Origin of the sequence: Tenacibaculum geojense (assembly GCF_042676005.1) — a bacterium.
GTDB classification, from domain to species: Bacteria; Bacteroidota; Bacteroidia; order Flavobacteriales; family Flavobacteriaceae; genus Polaribacter; species Polaribacter geojense.
Map to the genome: position 1 here is coordinate 12379 of NZ_JBHTJR010000017.1, position 16199 is coordinate 28577.

General features: G+C 28.0%; 10 protein-coding genes. 4 read left to right on the forward strand and 6 right to left on the reverse strand.

Translation table 11 applies throughout. The features are described 5' to 3' along the window. Position 1: 1 nt before the first annotated feature. Together ACFQ1U_RS02310 and ACFQ1U_RS02315 are read left to right on the forward strand one after the other, a co-directional pair. A complete protein-coding gene (locus ACFQ1U_RS02310; RefSeq protein WP_386104905.1) occupies positions 2-319 on the forward strand; it encodes an Hpt domain-containing protein in 318 nt (105 codons plus the stop codon). 11 nt (positions 320-330) lie between these two features. Further along, positions 331-1059, forward strand: coding sequence for a LytR/AlgR family response regulator transcription factor (locus ACFQ1U_RS02315; RefSeq protein WP_386104907.1), 729 nt, complete (start codon positions 331-333; stop codon positions 1057-1059). Between the two features lie 1444 nt (positions 1060-2503). Here ACFQ1U_RS02315 and ACFQ1U_RS02320 read toward each other — a convergent pair. From ACFQ1U_RS02320 to ACFQ1U_RS02330, 3 genes are all read right to left on the reverse strand, one after another. After that, positions 2504-2713 carry a helix-turn-helix domain-containing protein gene (locus tag ACFQ1U_RS02320; protein ID WP_386104909.1) on the reverse strand — a complete coding sequence of 70 codons (210 nt, stop codon included), beginning with the start codon at positions 2711-2713 and terminating at the stop codon, positions 2504-2506. 3 nt (positions 2714-2716) lie between these two features. Beyond that, positions 2717-3214, reverse strand: coding sequence for a DUF2975 domain-containing protein (locus tag ACFQ1U_RS02325; RefSeq protein WP_386104911.1), 498 nt, complete (start codon positions 3212-3214; stop codon positions 2717-2719). A 2203-nt stretch (positions 3215-5417) separates the two neighbouring features. Continuing rightward, positions 5418-7511, reverse strand: coding sequence for a tetratricopeptide repeat protein (locus tag ACFQ1U_RS02330; RefSeq protein WP_386104912.1), 2094 nt, complete (start codon positions 7509-7511; stop codon positions 5418-5420). 146 nt (positions 7512-7657) lie between these two features. Between ACFQ1U_RS02330 and ACFQ1U_RS02335 the strand changes: the two genes are divergently transcribed. Both ACFQ1U_RS02335 and ACFQ1U_RS02340 read left to right on the forward strand, forming a co-directional pair. Then, positions 7658-8896, forward strand: a complete 1239-nt coding sequence (locus tag ACFQ1U_RS02335) for an oligosaccharide flippase family protein (RefSeq protein ID WP_386104914.1) — start codon at positions 7658-7660, stop codon at positions 8894-8896. A gap of 111 nt (positions 8897-9007) precedes the next feature. Beyond that, positions 9008-10222 (forward strand): glycosyltransferase, encoded by a 1215-nt coding sequence (locus ACFQ1U_RS02340; protein ID WP_386104916.1) that lies wholly within the window; start codon positions 9008-9010, stop codon positions 10220-10222. Here the strand turns inward: ACFQ1U_RS02340 and ACFQ1U_RS02345 are convergent. Genes ACFQ1U_RS02345 through ACFQ1U_RS02355 form a run of 3 tightly spaced genes read right to left on the reverse strand, consistent with a single transcriptional unit; the run spans position 10196 to position 16054 of the window. Next, positions 10196-11752, reverse strand: coding sequence for a glycosyl hydrolase family 5 (locus ACFQ1U_RS02345; protein ID WP_386104918.1), 1557 nt, complete (start codon positions 11750-11752; stop codon positions 10196-10198). The genes ACFQ1U_RS02340 and ACFQ1U_RS02345 overlap by 27 nt on opposite strands. Further along, positions 11745-12965 (reverse strand): hypothetical protein, encoded by a 1221-nt coding sequence (locus ACFQ1U_RS02350; protein WP_386104920.1) that lies wholly within the window; start codon positions 12963-12965, stop codon positions 11745-11747. Before ACFQ1U_RS02350 ends, ACFQ1U_RS02345 begins: the two co-directional genes overlap by 8 nt. After that, positions 12965-16054, reverse strand: coding sequence for a hypothetical protein (locus ACFQ1U_RS02355; protein WP_386104922.1), 3090 nt, complete (start codon positions 16052-16054; stop codon positions 12965-12967). Before ACFQ1U_RS02355 ends, ACFQ1U_RS02350 begins: the two co-directional genes overlap by 1 nt. Positions 16055-16199: the final 145 nt, after the last annotated feature.

Below are 16199 nucleotides of genomic sequence, written 5' to 3' on the forward strand. Positions count from 1 at the left end.
TATGGAAACACCCAATTTAAATTATTTGAAAGAAATTTCTGGAGGAGATGTTGAGTTTGAACAAAAGATGCTTTCTATTTTAAAAGAAGAGTTACCAACTGAGGTAGAATACTATGAAAATACCATAAAAGACTCTAATTTTGAAGAAAGTGCACAAATTGTTCATAAACTTAAACATAAAATTAGTATTTTAGGCATGTACAAAGCGTATAGTTTTGCTCAAGATTATGAAAAAGAATTAAAAACGGGATCTGCCAAACAACACGATCAGTTTAAAAATGTATTAGTTACCATGCGTGATTTTTTGGCCATTAACTAAAACTTAACCTAATGAATTGTATTATTATTGATGACGAAGCTACAGCGAGAGCTGTTGTAGAACACTTATGTAATGGCACAAAAAAAATTACTATTGTAGAGCAATTTTCAAATGCAATTCAAGCAATTAAATATTTGAATAGTAACGATATAGATCTTATTTTTTTAGATATTCATATGCCGGAATTTACAGGGTTCGATTTAATACAAACACTTAAAAAACCACCAAAAGTAATTTTAACAACATCTGATAAAGACTTTGCTATAGAGGCTTTTGAGTATGAGTGTATTGTAGATTATCTAGTAAAACCTGTAACGCAAGAACGTTTTGATAAAGCTATTTCTAAAGCTGAAAAATTTAGATTTAAAGCAGATACAGAACAAAATAGTGAGGCTAGTAAAAACATGGTTAAAGCTAAAGATAACGCAGAAAACCAGCTATATGTTAATATAGATAGACGATTGATTAAAATAGATATGACAAGTATTTATTTAGTAGAAGCAAAAGGAGACTATATTTTAATTAAAACAGATGGTAAAAATTACACTGTACATTCAACATTAAAAAAGATTGAAGAAAAATTACCAGAAGAATTATTCTTAAAAGTACATAGAAGTTATATAATTAATCTTCAAAGAATTATAGATATTGAGGACAATAGTGTACTTATAGCAAAAGATGTGATTCCTGTTAGTAGGTCTAATAGACCAGAACTCATGAAACGATTAAACTTACTATAACTAGTTATGTATAATATTTTAATAAACTCATTTTTAGTTAAATGAGTTTTTTTTGTTTTTACATTTATCGTTTTTTTACTACCATTTACCTTAACAATCAGTAGGTTACGTCGAAATTTTAAGTAATTAGAGCTTAACGTGTCATATCTTTGAAGTGTAATTGATTAAAATACGTTCTCATGTAACAATAAAAATAAATTTTATAAACCCTAATTTATTAATGTTATTTCATTTTGTCAATTATTTGAATTAAAAGTCTTTATTATAGTTTGAATTATGACCCTCTTGCGAGTTCGTTACGCATGAGGGTTTTTCATTCGTCCACATAAAAATGCTTTTAAACGATCATAAAGGTTTGTTTATCGAAAAAAAGGATGTAACTAAAAATTTCAAGTTAAATTTGCAGCGTAATTGATAATAATTGATAATCTAAATTCTAGACAATTAAGTTAAGTTTTTAAACCTATATCACCCTATAAGTTTACAACATCTATTTTTATTTTGTCTACAATAGTTAAAGTTTTTTAGATTTAATTGATTAGTTAAGCAATCCTTTTAAATAAATAGTTTAAAAGGATTGTTTTTTTATGTACTGTTAACAAATCGACTCTTAGTTACAGTTAGTCTTAATGTACTGTTCATTAATCGAAAAATGAACATTAAAAGTTAAGAGCTCTACTATCTTTGTAGTGTAATTAATTCACGTTACAAGTAGCTCTTTTAAATAGATGAAATATTGAACAACCCCCAATCATTTTCAATAACATATCCATATGTTTTTATCAGTTTTAAAGATATAGATTTAATTGATTAGTAATTAGTTTAATAGCCCTCTAGTGTAGCTCTAATCAATACACCAGAGGGCTATTTTAAACCTAAATATAAGGCATAGTAATAAATCCCCAATTATTATAAAGTAATCCCCAAATTCATTTTAAATAAATCCCTTTAACCTCTTGCATCCCCCTTTGTAAGAGGTTTTTTACTTTTTATAATTTTTATCGTTTAAAAAATGTCATTCATCGGGTAGTTGAGTTTAGTTATCGAAAATCAATAATAAGAAGTATTTACCTGTTGTATTTTAGCAGTGTAATTGATAATAGTTGATAATTTAATGATAAGCAAAAAAGCTTAAAAATGAATTCACCCCCTCAGTTTTAAAAGCACAGTATGTTTATCATAAAAAGTTAAAGTTTTTTTAGATTTAATTGGTTAGTTAAACAATCCTTTCAAGCAATAGTTTGAAAGGATTGTTTTTTTTGATAGGTAAATAAAGTCATAAGCTATTTATGTTTCATATGTCTAATCGGTTATTTAAAATGATTCATCGAGTTGTTGAGTTTAGTTATCGAAAATTAAAAAGTAGAAGTATTTAATGCTTTTACATAAAATTAGTTACGTGATTTAAGTAACAAATTTTATACATTGTTAGCCTCTCTTTTTTTTATTCATTTTCAGAATATTCTATTATGTCAGCTGGTTGACAGTCTAGTGCTTTACAGATAGAGTCTAAAGTTGAAAAACGAATAGCTTTTGCTTTTCCAGATTTTAATATCGAAAGATTAGCTGTTGTAATTCCAATTATTTCGGCAAGTTCTTTACTTTTCATTTTTCTTTTGGCTAACATAACACCAAGATTTATTATAATAGCCATTAATTAAACTGTTAGTTCATTTTCTTCTTTAATTACTTTTGCTAAATTCAGAGCATTGCTTTGAATGATAAAAAACATTCCAATTATGGATAAAAATAAAGGTATTAATAGATTGTTGTTATATATCAATTCAAACTTTCCTCCAATAAGTTTAATTAACCATAACACAATAATAAGAACGAATGAAATAATTCCTGTGCATAGAAAATTATTCCCAGATTTTTTTAAATTCTCAATAGTGTTTTCGGAAAAATATTTGTTATTCAATAAGAACCTTGCCATTTTTCTCAAAAAATATAAACCTCTTAAAAATATTATGTAAGCAAATAAACTTACTATAAATATAGACCAGTAAAATAAACTCCAATTTTCAACATCCATATTTACCTGGTTAATATTGATGGTTCCAAAAGGTATTATAAATATTATTCCAACTAGTCCAATAAAATGTAAAATGTAAAGAATGTCAACAAGTGTTTTAAATAATACTGCTTTTTTCATATTTGATAATTTAATTATTCAAATATACAATAATTATTGAAAAACAATAAAATAGTTATGATTAACAATATTTTTTATATTTAGGGCTAACTTAAGTATTTTAGCAGTGTAATTGATAATAGTTGATTATTTAATGATAAGCAGAAAAGCTTAAAAATGAATTCACCCCCTCAGTTTTAAAAGCACAATAAGTTTATCATGAAAAGTTAAAGTTTTTTTAGATTTAATTGGTTAGTTGAACAATCCTTTCAAGCAATAGTTTGAAAGGATTGTTTTTTTGATAGGTAAATGAAGTCATGAGTTATTTATGTATCATATACCTAATCGGTCATTTAAAGTCATTCATCGGGTAGTTAAGTTTAGTTATCGAAAATCGAAAAGAAGAAGTATTTACCTGTTGTATTTTAGCAGTGTAATTGATAATAGTTGATAATTTAATGATAAGCAAAAAAGCTTAAAAATGAATTCACCCCTCAGTTTTAAAAGCACAATAAGTTTATCATAAAAAGTTAAAGTTTTTTTAGATTTAATTGGTTAGTTAAATAATCCTTTCAAGCAATAGTTTGAAAGGATTGTTTTTTTATGATGTGTAAATAAAGTCATAAGTTATTTATGTTTCATATGTCTAATCGGTCATTTAAAGTCATTCATCGGTTAGTTGAGTTTAGTTATCGAAAATCAAAAAGTAGAAGTATTTACCTGTAGTAATTTAGCAGTGTAATTGATAATAGTTGATAATTATTGATAAGTAGATAATCATTTAATACGGATTATATTGTTAACACCCATTTTTAATAGTATTAAAAGTTAGACTTACAATAGTTACAAAAAGTTAAAGTTTTTTTAGATTTAATTGGTTAGTTAAATAATCCTTTCAGGCAGAAGTTTGAAAGGATTGTTTTTTTATCTAATATTATCAAATCGATTCTTTGTAACAGTTAGTCTTTACTTATTGTTCATTAAACGAATAACATATATTCAAAGCTAAAAGCTCTAGTATCTTTGTAGTGTAATTAATTGATATTATAACAAGTTCTTTCAAATAATAGATATATTGAATAATCCCCAACCATTTTTTCAATAATATATCCTTGTATTTTATCAATTAAAAGATAAGAATTTAATTGATTGTAGTTAGTTTAATAGTCCTCTAGTGTAGCTTTTATCAATACACCAGAGGGCTATTTTAAACCAAAATATAGTACAAAGTAATAATCCCCAATTATTATAAAGTAATCCCCAAATTCATTTTAAATGAAGCCCCTTAACCTCTTGCATACCCCTTTGTAAGAGGTTTTTTTATGTTTTAGAATCCTTATCGTTTATAAAATGTCATTCATCGAGTAGTTGAGTTTAGTTATCGAAAATCAATAATAAGAAGTATTTACCTGTAGTATTTTAGCAGTGTAATTGATAATAGTTGATAATTTAATGATAAGCAGAAAAGCTTAAAATGAATTCACCCCTCAGTTTTAAAAGCACAATAAGTTTATCATAAAAAGTTAAAGTTTTTTTAGATTTAATTGGTTAGTTAAATAATCCTTTCAAGCAGAAGTTTGAAAGGATTATTTTTTTTAAAAAAATACTGTATTTAATTATGTTTTAAGTTTACTTATCGCTGTTTTTTAACCGTTTATCGGGTAAGTTTATTTGTTTATCGAATATCTAATCACAAGTTTATAGCTCATTGTAAATTAGCAATGTAATTGATAATAGTTGATTATTATTGATAAGCACACAATCATTTAATGCGGATTATATTGTTAACACCCATTTATTTAATAGCATTAACAAGTAACGCTTACAATAATTTTTAAACGTTTTTTTAGATTTAATTGGTTAGTTGAACAATCCTTTTAAACGTTAAGTTTAAAAGGATTGTTTTTTTTAATATATATTAAAACTATTATTATTTAATTAATCTTAAAATAATGGTTTTTAATCGGTTAAGTGGTGTTGTTAATCGAAAAGTTAAATTTAGAAGTTAAAAGCTGAATTATATTTGTAGTGTAGTTAGTTGATATCCCAAACAAGATATATTATTAATGTAAATACATAGTTGAATAATCCCCAACACAACACATTAGTTTTCCCCCTTGTTTTTATCAATTAAGTAATAAGTTTTTAGATTTAATTGGTTAGTTTAATAATCCTCTTGATTGTTCAAGAGGATTATTTTTTTACAAAAAAAAGAGAATTTGTTTTACAAATCCTCTTTTTTAAAATTATGTGTTTTAAAAATTGGTTTGGATAAAAAGTACCATTTTAATCTAAAGCCTATTTCAGTAAATTTAAAACCAGCGGCTGTTGCAGAAGCAATATTGGTATGTTGTGCGTAAATATTAGCTAAAAACCTATCCGAAAACTTATAACCTAGTTTAACCTGACCTCTGTAGGTGAGTTGTTTAGGGTCTTCTTCAATAAATTGATAACCTACAGCACCACTAACAGTATAAAACCAATTTTTAGGCTTGGTAGTTTTTTCATCTTTTAATAAATCTGCAAATAATTCAACTGCATTAAACTTAGATGGACTAAAATATATAGTTGGAACTTGATTTTGAAAGGTTAAAAATTGATAATTAATTCCTCCTTTTAAAACAGGTCTTTTCAAAAAGTTATAGTATAAGGATGTGAATAAAAGATTTCTTGTGTTTCCATCATTTTGAGGAGTATAAAAAAACTGAGTAAACCATCCTAAGTTAAAATTAGTGCTAAAATTGTTGTTAATGTAAAAATTATCAGCAACAATCTCTTTATCTAATAAATCTGCATTAAAACTCTGAATTTCTCTTTTGTATCCGATCTCTAAATCTTGTAATTTGAGTGGTTTTAATTTCACAAAAGCTTGTAATAATAGTTGTGTGAAATCATTAGAGAAAGAATTAGCGCTATTAATTCCAATATTTGCATTTAAGCTTATTTTAGGTCTTATTTTATAAGATAAACCAACGGTAAAATCATTAGTAGTGGCTTTACTATTAGTAATGGTATTTTCTGTAGTTCTAAATTGGTAGGATGCCGTTGCTTTTAATTTAAAAGAAATAGGAAAATCGATGGTAGTTGTAGATGAAAAAGCATTATTATTTCCGTTATCAAAAGTAAAGGCTATTTTTTCTTCAACAAAAGGGGTAAAGTTTAAATCTAGATTTTTGATAAAATTTAATGCATCTTTTTGTTCTTTAAAAATAGTTAATGTTTGGTAAGCGGCTTCATATGCTTTTTTCTCATTTCCATTAGCTAGTTGGGCATTAGCACCTCCTAAATTACCATCAAAAGATTTAGGATCATTTTTTAAAATTTGATTATAATCAGCAATGCTTTCTTTAAAATCACTTTTGTAAGTAGCTAAAGATGCATGTAATGAAAGTATCCAATTTGTATTTGGCTTTTTAGCTAATAAGGTGTCAATTTCCTTTCCAGCAACTTTATATTTCTGATTCCAAATTAAAGCTTGTATATAACGCTCTTTAGTTTGTTTTGTTAAAAGTGTATCATTTTCAAATTTTTTAACTTTAAAATGAGCATTTTGAGCAAGTTCTAAAGCTTTTTTGTCTTTAAATTGTAAATGAGAGACTAAGGCTAATCCGTTTAACGCAATAATTGAATCTTTTGGATTGGTTGCTATTAGTTTATAAGCTTCTTTGGCTTTAGCTGGTTCATTTTTTATCAAATAAACATTTGTTTTATTAAGTAAGGTTTGTTTATCAAGTTTAAAATCTTGTAAATTATCATCTAATAATTTTATGGCTTCATCGTATTTTTTTTCTTGTTGATATTTATAAGCATGACCTAATCTTATGTATTTTTTTGAAACCATAGCATTTGGGTTACCAGGAGAGACTTCTAAAGCCTTATTAATATAGCTCATAGCATCTGTGTATTCTTTCAAATTAGATAAGGTATTGGCATATCCTAATAAAGCAGAAAAGCTTGTAGGATTTTCATCAACTAATTTCTTGTAATAACTTTTTGCTTTTGTAAACTGTTTACTCCAAAGTAATGATTCTGCGTAGTTAAGTTTAACTTCCAAATCATTAGGGTATTTTGATAGTAAGTTGGTGAAAATATTGATGGCTTTATCTGGATTTCCGCTAAGTCCAACCGCTCTTCCATAACATACTTTTGCCGTTTTATTATTAGGTTCTTGTTCTAAAACATTTTCAAAAAAAATAGAAGCTTCTTTATTTTTTCCTGTTTCTAACATTTTAAACCCCTTTTGCATATTAATTTGAGCTAATGAGTTGGTAACAGTAAAAAGGAATAAAAAAGTAATGGCTAATACCTTGTTTGTCATAATAATAAGTTTCTATAAAATTACTACATGCAAGTTACATACCCATATTAAATATTTGGTCTATACTTTTTTGCATTTAAACGAAAGAAGATAGTCGTCTGTTGATTATAGATAGATATTTGTGTCAAATGTAAGTTAGTAATTCTATGAAAGTTGTTACCACAATCAGTAAACATTTAAATCCAGAAAGAATTTTTATGTTAAGTGCCTTATTGGTAAATGCAGGAAATTATGTGTACAATTTATTATTAGGAAGAATTTTAGGTCCTAAAGAATTTGCCGACGCCGCTATATTAATTACTTTTTTATTGGTTTTGTCTTTTTTAGCCATGACTTTTCAGCTTGTTGCAGCTAAATATGTAGTATTGTTTGAGAAATCTGTTTTTCAACGTTTTTTACAGATATTAGTTAAAAATACTTTTATAATTGGTTTAGTAATAGGAGTTTTAATTATAATTTTTGCCAATCAACTACAAGCTGTTTTTAATACATCTACCAGTAGTATGTTTATGATTTTTGGAGTGGGTGTACCTATTTATTTTATAATGAGTATAAACCGTGGTGTTTTTCAAGGTCAAAAACTATTTGATAAGTTAGCAATCACTTATCAAGGAGAAATGTTAAGTAGATTAGCATTAACCTTATTGTTTTTATACATTTTAAATATTCCCTCGTCTGTAATTGTTTCTATAGGTATTTTAATTTCTTTTTTCTTTGGATTATTACCTTATAAACTAAAAACAAATTCAGAAAATCCATCAGTATTTACAAGTTCTCACAAAAAAGTAGTTTTTAAATTTTTTGTATTGACAGCCTTTTATGAATGCACTCAAATAATAATTAATAATAGCGATATCTTATTGGTAAAACATTATTTCCCTAGTTATGAGGCTGGTTTATATGCTTCTTTAGCTTTAATAGGAAGGGTGGTTTACTTTGTAGCTTGGATGTTTGTAATGTTATTATTACCAAATGTAGTAAATAAAGAAAAAGAAGGATTACCACACGGAAATGTATTATTAAAATATGTTATTTACATTTCATTATTAGCATTTGCAATAGTGGCAGGAAGTTACTTATTTCCTGAATTTGTAGTAAACATTATGTTTGGGAAAGAGTATATTTCTATAGTACCATTACTCTGGAAATACGCTTTAGCAACTTCGATTTTTGCAATATCTAACGTTTTTGCTTACTATTTTTTATCAATAGATAAATACGTGCCAGTAATCTTATCAGCAGTTATGGGAATTGCCCAAGTAGTACTGATTATCTTTTTTCATAATAGTTTGTTGCAAGTGGTTATCATGCAAATTATTGCCATGTCACTATTACTATTAGTACAACTGATTTTCTTTTTAAGTTATCAGTACATAAAAAAATAACATTAATCCCTATAAAAATACCATTTGTCTATATTTTTTAAAGCTCTATCGAAGAATTACTTAGTTAGCTTACATGTTCATAGATATTTGTATTAAATAAAATGTAAAATTATGAAGTTAGCCATTGTTACTGCATTCCCACCAAGTAAAGTTACGTTAAATGAATATGGATATCATTTAGTAAAACATTTTAGGCTGAAAGAAAAAATAGACGAAATAGTTTTAATTACTGATAAAACTATTGAAAAAAAGCATTTAGACTTTGAGGAGGAAGGTTGTAAAATTACCGTTAAAGATTGTTGGGAGTTTAATAGCTATAAAAATATAATAGGAATTTATAAAGCTGTTAAGCAAGAAAAACCTGATGCTATATTATTTAACCTTCAATTTTTAAAATTTGGTGATAAAAAAATTCCAGCAGCTTTAGGTTTATTATTACCAATGCTTTTTAAAATGAAAGGTATTCCAACCATTTCATTATTACATAATATTTTAGAACAAGTAGATTTAGGAAACGCTGGTTTTACCAAAAATAAAGTATTACAAGCAGTGTATAATTTTATAGGTACTAGTTTAACTAAACTATTATTAGCTTCGGATTTAGTTGCGGTAACTATTCATAAATACGTGTTAACACTTCAAAATAAATACAAAGTTAACAATGTAGTTTTAGTTCCACACGGTACTTTTGAAACACCACCAGAACCAAATTATAACTTACCTCAAGGACCAAAGCAAATTATGGCTTTTGGTAAATTTGGTACTTATAAAAAAGTGGAAGTAATGATTGAGGCAGTTGAAAAAATAAGACAAAGAACTAAAGAAGATTTAGCCATTGTTGTAGCAGGAACAGACAGTCCTAATACTCCTGGATATTTAGATAGTGTTCAGAAAAAATATGCTCATGTATCTAATTTAACGTTTACTGGTTATGTTGAAGAAAAAGATGTACCCGTAATTTTTGGTAACAGTGCTGTGGTAGTTTTTCCTTATACAACAACAACAGGAAGTTCAGGAGTTTTACATCAAGCAGGAAGTTACGGGAAGGCTGTAACAATGCCTAATTTAGGTGATTTAACGGATTTGGTGAGAGATGAAGGATATGTTGGTGAGTTTTTTGAAGCTGATGATGCTGATTCTTTAGCAAATGCTATTGAAAAAATTGTTACTAATGACGCTTACAGGTTAGAGTTGGCAAAAACAAATTATGCAGCAGCTTCCTCATTACCAATGGAAGAAATTGCCGATATGTATATAAATCATTTTGAAAATATTATAGCGAAAAAACAAATGTCAAAATCAGGGTTGATGACTACTGATGTATAGAAAAGATGGTTTTTTATTTCCGTTTTTATCTATAAACCCAAATTGTTTTTGTTTGTTTTTTCTCCATGGTAAACTACCAACTACACTTGTTGGAATTTTATCAAAATCATACAAAGTCCAAGAAATGTAAGCAATATTTTTCTCTGCAAAAATTGCTTGCATTTTTTTGTGGTATTGTGCTTGGTCTTCTTCATTAGCCCCAAATAAATTCCAAAACCCACTGTATGATGATAAGCCAAACTCTTGTAAAACTAACGGTTTGTTAGGGACGTTTACTGATAAAGTAGCTACATCTTTTTCAAAATTAGATAAGTAATAGTGATACGATACAAAATCAACCAAGCTGGTTAAATTTTCTGCAGCTTTAGTGTTAGACCAACCAATAGTTATTAAATGATTTGGATCAAATTTTTTAATCTGCTTTGTCGTGTATTCTAACCATTTTAACACATTGTTTTTACCTCTGTTTTTAAAGTCTAAATCGGGTTCGTTTTTAATATCCCAAGCTAAAATAGCACTGTAGTCTTTAAAACTACTCACAATTTTTTCAGCATGCCTGTGTGTTAGAGTCCAGTCTTGCACACTGTAATCACCATAAAAATCAAATAAAGTAACAATTACTTTTAGTTTGTTTTTTTCTGCAAGTTCAAGTGTTTGCTTAAGCTTTTCAAGTTTTTCTGGTTTTACATCAGCTTTACCAAAATCTTCATACTGAATAAAAATTCTTATGGTATTTAATCCTGCATTCTTAATTAAAGCAAAATCGTTGTTAATAATTGTTGATGAAAAGTTATCACCAAACATATCCCAAGGTGAAGCTTGAGGATAATAATTTATTCCCTTAATAGTAAAAGGTTTGTTATCAACATAAATAGTTTTTCCTCTTACAAAAGCAAAAGGTGATGCTTGTATTGGCTTTTCAAATAACGTAGGAGGTTGTTTAACCATATGTCTAATTCTCCAAAAACCATCTTCTAAAAGCATTAAAACTTTGTAGGTTGCTTTATGTGTATTTTCAAAAGTAAGGGTGTCGTTTTTATATAAACGCTGGTATTCTTCAACATTTTCATCCGTAAAAACAATTAATTGACCATCTGCACTGTAAAATTCTAATTTGGGTTGGTGCGAAATTGTTGTAGATTCAACAGTTATATTATTTGCTAAATTATAATCTATAGTATTATATAAGTTAACACGTGCGCTGTCTGTATAATAATCACTAATTCCGTAAGTTTTATTTGATTTGTATGCTGTGTTTTTAATATGCCAAGCATTTAAATAATCTTTCTGAACTTTTGCTAATGTTTGTTTTTCTATTGGTCTGCCAGGATTTTGTAGGGAAGTCCATGTAGTTTTTGGTAAGTAAACATCTACACTTTCTGGTGGAGTGTTTAAAATTGAAGCTCTATCTGCTCCTGTGTTTAAAAACGCTAAAACTGAGGTTACGCCAAACAAAATTAATAGGTTTAAACCTACAAAAGACATAATTAATAAGCCTCTATATATATTTTTAGTAACTTTTTTACTCATCTAATTTTATATTTGAAAACTCTTTTATAATCCCGCCAGACTCTAATTTAAAATTATAAATATCACTAGCATAAAAATCTTTAGAAAGCTTGAAGCTTACTTTTCCTTTAAAAGAAGTTTTAATTTTTGTTTCTATTAATGAATCTTTCTTAAATAAATACAACTTTACAATAAAACCATCAGCTACTGGTTGCTCCATAAAGCTGGTAAGTACACCAATATTTATCTCTCTATTGCCATTGGTAAATTCTACATAAAAATCTTTTAAAACTTGTTTATACCTAAGCTTTATGCTGTTACTATCTGCCATTCCTGGAACCAAGGCGTTAACTGTCCAGATTTCTTCATGATCAGGATGTAACATTTTAGCTTGAGCAATTCCTTTAATTGTTGTGCCAAATGTTTTTAAAAGCATTTTTTCTTTATTAATAATATTAAATTCTACCAAAGTACCATCACTAACAATGTTATTATATTGATCTTTAATTACGGAAGTTTGAAAATAGGTTATTTGATTTCCATCCGAAAAATCATGATTTCTTTTGGCAGATATAGTAAAATCTGTTGGATTATTGGCATATACTATGGTTGTTAATTCTTTAGATGAGGTGTTGTTACATATAGAGCTCACTAAAATTCTACCAGCAGGTTTGTTTGAAAATATATTTTTCCAAGAAATAAAATTTTTAGTAGGTACTTTGTCTGTTTTTATAGAAGATAAAAACTGGTGGTTAATAAATACGTCAGTTCCTGTTTTTACAGGATTGTCATAACTATCTGTTGGAACTGCAACAAACATAGAGAAATCATTGCCGCCTGCTAAAATACTTCTTGGCCCAAAGTAGGTTTCTAAATGCGTTTTGGTATTAGATGGTAAAATTTCAATAGTACCAGAAAGTAGTTCATTGTTATTTTTTATAAGTTTCCAGCGTAATACCCCTGTTTTTTTAGTAAAATGATCTGGAATTTTAAAAAAACTGGTGTCACTTTTAGTATCGGGAGCTATCAAGGTTGATCCAAATGAATTGTTACAGTATAATAAACAATTATCAGCATTTTTAAACGTAAGATTGATGGGTTGTGTGGCTTTGCTTGAATCAATTTTTTGAATTAATGTAACGGCTATGCTTTCTTTTTTAGGTGTGTAAGAAGTTGCTGATATTAAAAATACCAATAGCAATAAAATACTAATATGTTGTAAATTTTTGTACATTAATTAGGGTTTCCGATATAATTATAGGTTTCAATTTTTATAAAACTATATCCTTTTCCTTTTTTAGGAATTAATTTGTTGTTTTCATGCCCAATGATTCTATTTGGAACTACTTTTTTAGCAATATCTTCATTAGGTAAACCATTAATAAAAGTAAAGGTTTTATCATTATTAATTACAGATAAGCTATCTAACTCTTTAAGTTTTACATTAAAAAATTGTCTGCGTTGTTGTCTGATTCCTTCTTTTATAAAATGATTATCAACCCAAATCAGTTCTTTATTTTCATTGTAGTAAGAAATAATTAAAAGTGGTATGGTAACTTCTTGAATACCGGTATTAAATAAATTCCCGCTAATGTGTGTTTCAGTGTGTTGAAGGTTATTGATACTTACCAATTTATATAAATCTGTATTAGCAACGTTACCCTCACAGTGTAAATTAAATTTAGTGGGTTGCTCTGTAAATTCTTTAGGTGTAAACTGATCAGGATCAAATACTTTAGGAATGGAATCTTTGGTAGTTGACCAAGCAATTCCTTCAAAATTAATTCTAAAATTAGATGTTTCTTTAGGCATTAACTTATGTTTTACTAAATACTTGGCGTTGTAATTAGCTAAAATTTTATCGTCATCATTATACAACGTAGCTTTTAAAATAATATCTGCAGGAACATTATCAATATTCTGAACTTCACCAATAACAGCATAGCTTTCACCATTTTTGACTAGTTTAGCTGATAAAATTTCTAAAACAGGTTGTTTTAATACGTCTTCATGATGAGTTTGTTGGGTGGTTATTCTTCTTCTACCATGATTTAAAAAGTATGTAGTATTGTCGGAGAATAATTGATCTGGTGGAATATCTAAATCATAATTAGGTAATTGAATATACCATTTGCTTCCTCTTTTTATGACTTCATATACAAACTTTTTTTCTGCTTTTTCAATTGGGGTAATCCATTGCGTATGAATAATAGCTTTAGCTCTATTTTCATTTAAATATTTAAAATTAACCTCTATGCCATCAAGTTTAGCATAAGAACTCAACAATCCATCAGTAACAGATATTTCTAACATATATTGTGCTAAAGATACATTGCTATTAGGATCTACATACGAATGGGCTCTTTCAAATTCTTTAAAGTCAATAGCATCAAAATAAGCTTCAACTACATTTTTAGCGCTTATTTGTGTAGTGTTTTTAACATAAAACAGATACATTCCGTAGCATATAACTAAAAATATAATTAACACCCAATACTTAAGTGTTCTTAAAACATTACCAGAGAATTTTTTATATGGGGTTGTAAATTTTAGATAAACGGGTTTAATGACTGGTTTTAGCTTTAATGTTCTATACCACATTAACTGAATGTTTATAAAAAAAGCAATTATAACTGTTGTTACAGGTATGATGGCCCACATTATTTTTAAAAACTTAGGAACATCTTTTTTGGGTAAAATAGATGAAAGCGGAGGAACCCCTAATCGTTCCCAAACCATAATTCCGTTTTCTAATTGCCGTAAGCGTTGCCATCCACAAAAGTAGAGTAGTGGGTCGTAAAACTTATCATTAGAGAATATATATTTTAAATTATATTTTTCTGGTACCGTTAAAAACTGCTGTAAAGATCCGAGGCCTTCAATTCCTCTAAACTTTGAATTTTCTAATCGCTCAACAGCTCTTGTAGTGAGTTCAGGAAGTCTTCTAGCAGAATGATAATTACCATCAACACTCATAGCTTTAGTATTAGCACCAAGCCAGGCAATTTGATCACCAAAACCTAAGGTTAAATATCGCCAATGGTCATGTTGATCTTGATTTAAAAAATTTAAAATTGGTAACATTTTAATTTTCTGAGGTTGTGCGGGTCTAAAGTACCCTAAACTCATGGTAAAAACCATCATAAAAATTAATGATGAAGCAAATAAGCCACCGATTATTCTGTGAGTAACGGCACCGTACTTTTGTTGTATTAGTTTTTTTAAGTCACCTTCAGAAAACCTGAAAATTAATTCACCAAACATAGGTAATGCCATAATAGAGGCCCAAAGTGTAAACCTATCAAGTGTTAAAATATTAAATGCAGTTTCTCCTAATAGCATTAATGGGATTGGAGTTGTTCCTCCAGTTCCTAAAATGGTTAACATGGTAAATGATATACCAAAGAACATATATCGTTTACTGTAGTATCTATATATTATGTAGGGCAAAAAGAATAAGATAATTCCCCATGGAATTACAAAAAAAGCCAGTCCAGATGAGGTAACTTCTAAAAAGTTATCACGAGAACCATGTGGAATAGGTACTTGTGTGATAGGGTTTTTTTTAGTGTTAATCCAATAAGGAAGTATGCAAAAAATAATAATTAATAATGAAGATAATCCAAAACCAATAATTCGTTTAAATAATTTGATGAAAGAAGCTAAAAATACTTTAAAAGTAACCTCTTTCATACTACTAACAGAATCTCTAGCATGGTCCATTACTACCATACCAATTAAAGGAAATATAAAAAATACCATTCCAAAAATTGGTGTTACATGGTGAGATGTTACAGTAACAGATATTAATGATATACAGGTAAAGTAATATTTGTATTTGCCCGTTTTTAACCACATATAAATTTCAGGCAAGGCATGCATTAATACAGATATTCCTACAATACTGGGGAGTTGCCCAAAAAGATGCAGTGTTTCCGCAAAACAAGATGAAAATGCAGCTAAAATAGCTGTATATCCAGCAGCTCTTCTACTGGCAGTAATTAGTAACCCAAACCTGTAGGCACCAGTTATGTATAAAATAGTACCAATAATGGCTACGGTAAACATTCCAAATTTTAAGCCTCCAATATAAGAGAGTAAACCGATGCTTTGATGTACTAAAGGAGGATAACTTTGTACGGTAAAACCGGTGTACCAGCTGTAGCTCCATGGTTCAAACCAACTATTAGCGTAATGATTAGCAAAAAATAGGTGAATTAAAGCATCGTATGTTTTTTCTAGTGTGAAAAAAATAGCGGTAGTATGATAGAGTACACCTACCATTAATGCGATAATTAGGTATTTGTTGGATCTTTGCGCCAAGTTTTATAATCGTTTTTTTACAACTTAAAGATACAACAAACAAATCTTGTTAAAAAAATAGGTCATCGAATTTTTATTGCAGTTCATCTATATATATCAACCACTAACCTTTTTATAGTCAGTATGAAAGCCATAATCGTCTAAT

What these genes read in the sequence shown, in the direction of transcription:
- ACFQ1U_RS02310 (WP_386104905.1), top strand. Translation starts at nt 2, where the DNA reads ATGGAAACACCCAATTTAAATTATTTGAAAGAAATTTCTGGAGGAGAT.
- ACFQ1U_RS02315 (WP_386104907.1), top strand. Translation starts at nt 331, where the DNA reads ATGAATTGTATTATTATTGATGACGAAGCTACAGCGAGAGCTGTTGTA.
- ACFQ1U_RS02320 (WP_386104909.1), bottom strand. Translation starts at nt 2,713, where the DNA reads ATGGCTATTATAATAAATCTTGGTGTTATGTTAGCCAAAAGAAAAATG.
- ACFQ1U_RS02325 (WP_386104911.1), bottom strand. Translation starts at nt 3,214, where the DNA reads ATGAAAAAAGCAGTATTATTTAAAACACTTGTTGACATTCTTTACATT.
- ACFQ1U_RS02330 (WP_386104912.1), bottom strand. Translation starts at nt 7,511, where the DNA reads ATGACAAACAAGGTATTAGCCATTACTTTTTTATTCCTTTTTACTGTT.
- ACFQ1U_RS02335 (WP_386104914.1), top strand. Translation starts at nt 7,658, where the DNA reads ATGAAAGTTGTTACCACAATCAGTAAACATTTAAATCCAGAAAGAATT.
- ACFQ1U_RS02340 (WP_386104916.1), top strand. Translation starts at nt 9,008, where the DNA reads ATGAAGTTAGCCATTGTTACTGCATTCCCACCAAGTAAAGTTACGTTA.
- ACFQ1U_RS02345 (WP_386104918.1), bottom strand. Translation starts at nt 11,752, where the DNA reads ATGAGTAAAAAAGTTACTAAAAATATATATAGAGGCTTATTAATTATG.
- ACFQ1U_RS02350 (WP_386104920.1), bottom strand. Translation starts at nt 12,965, where the DNA reads ATGTACAAAAATTTACAACATATTAGTATTTTATTGCTATTGGTATTT.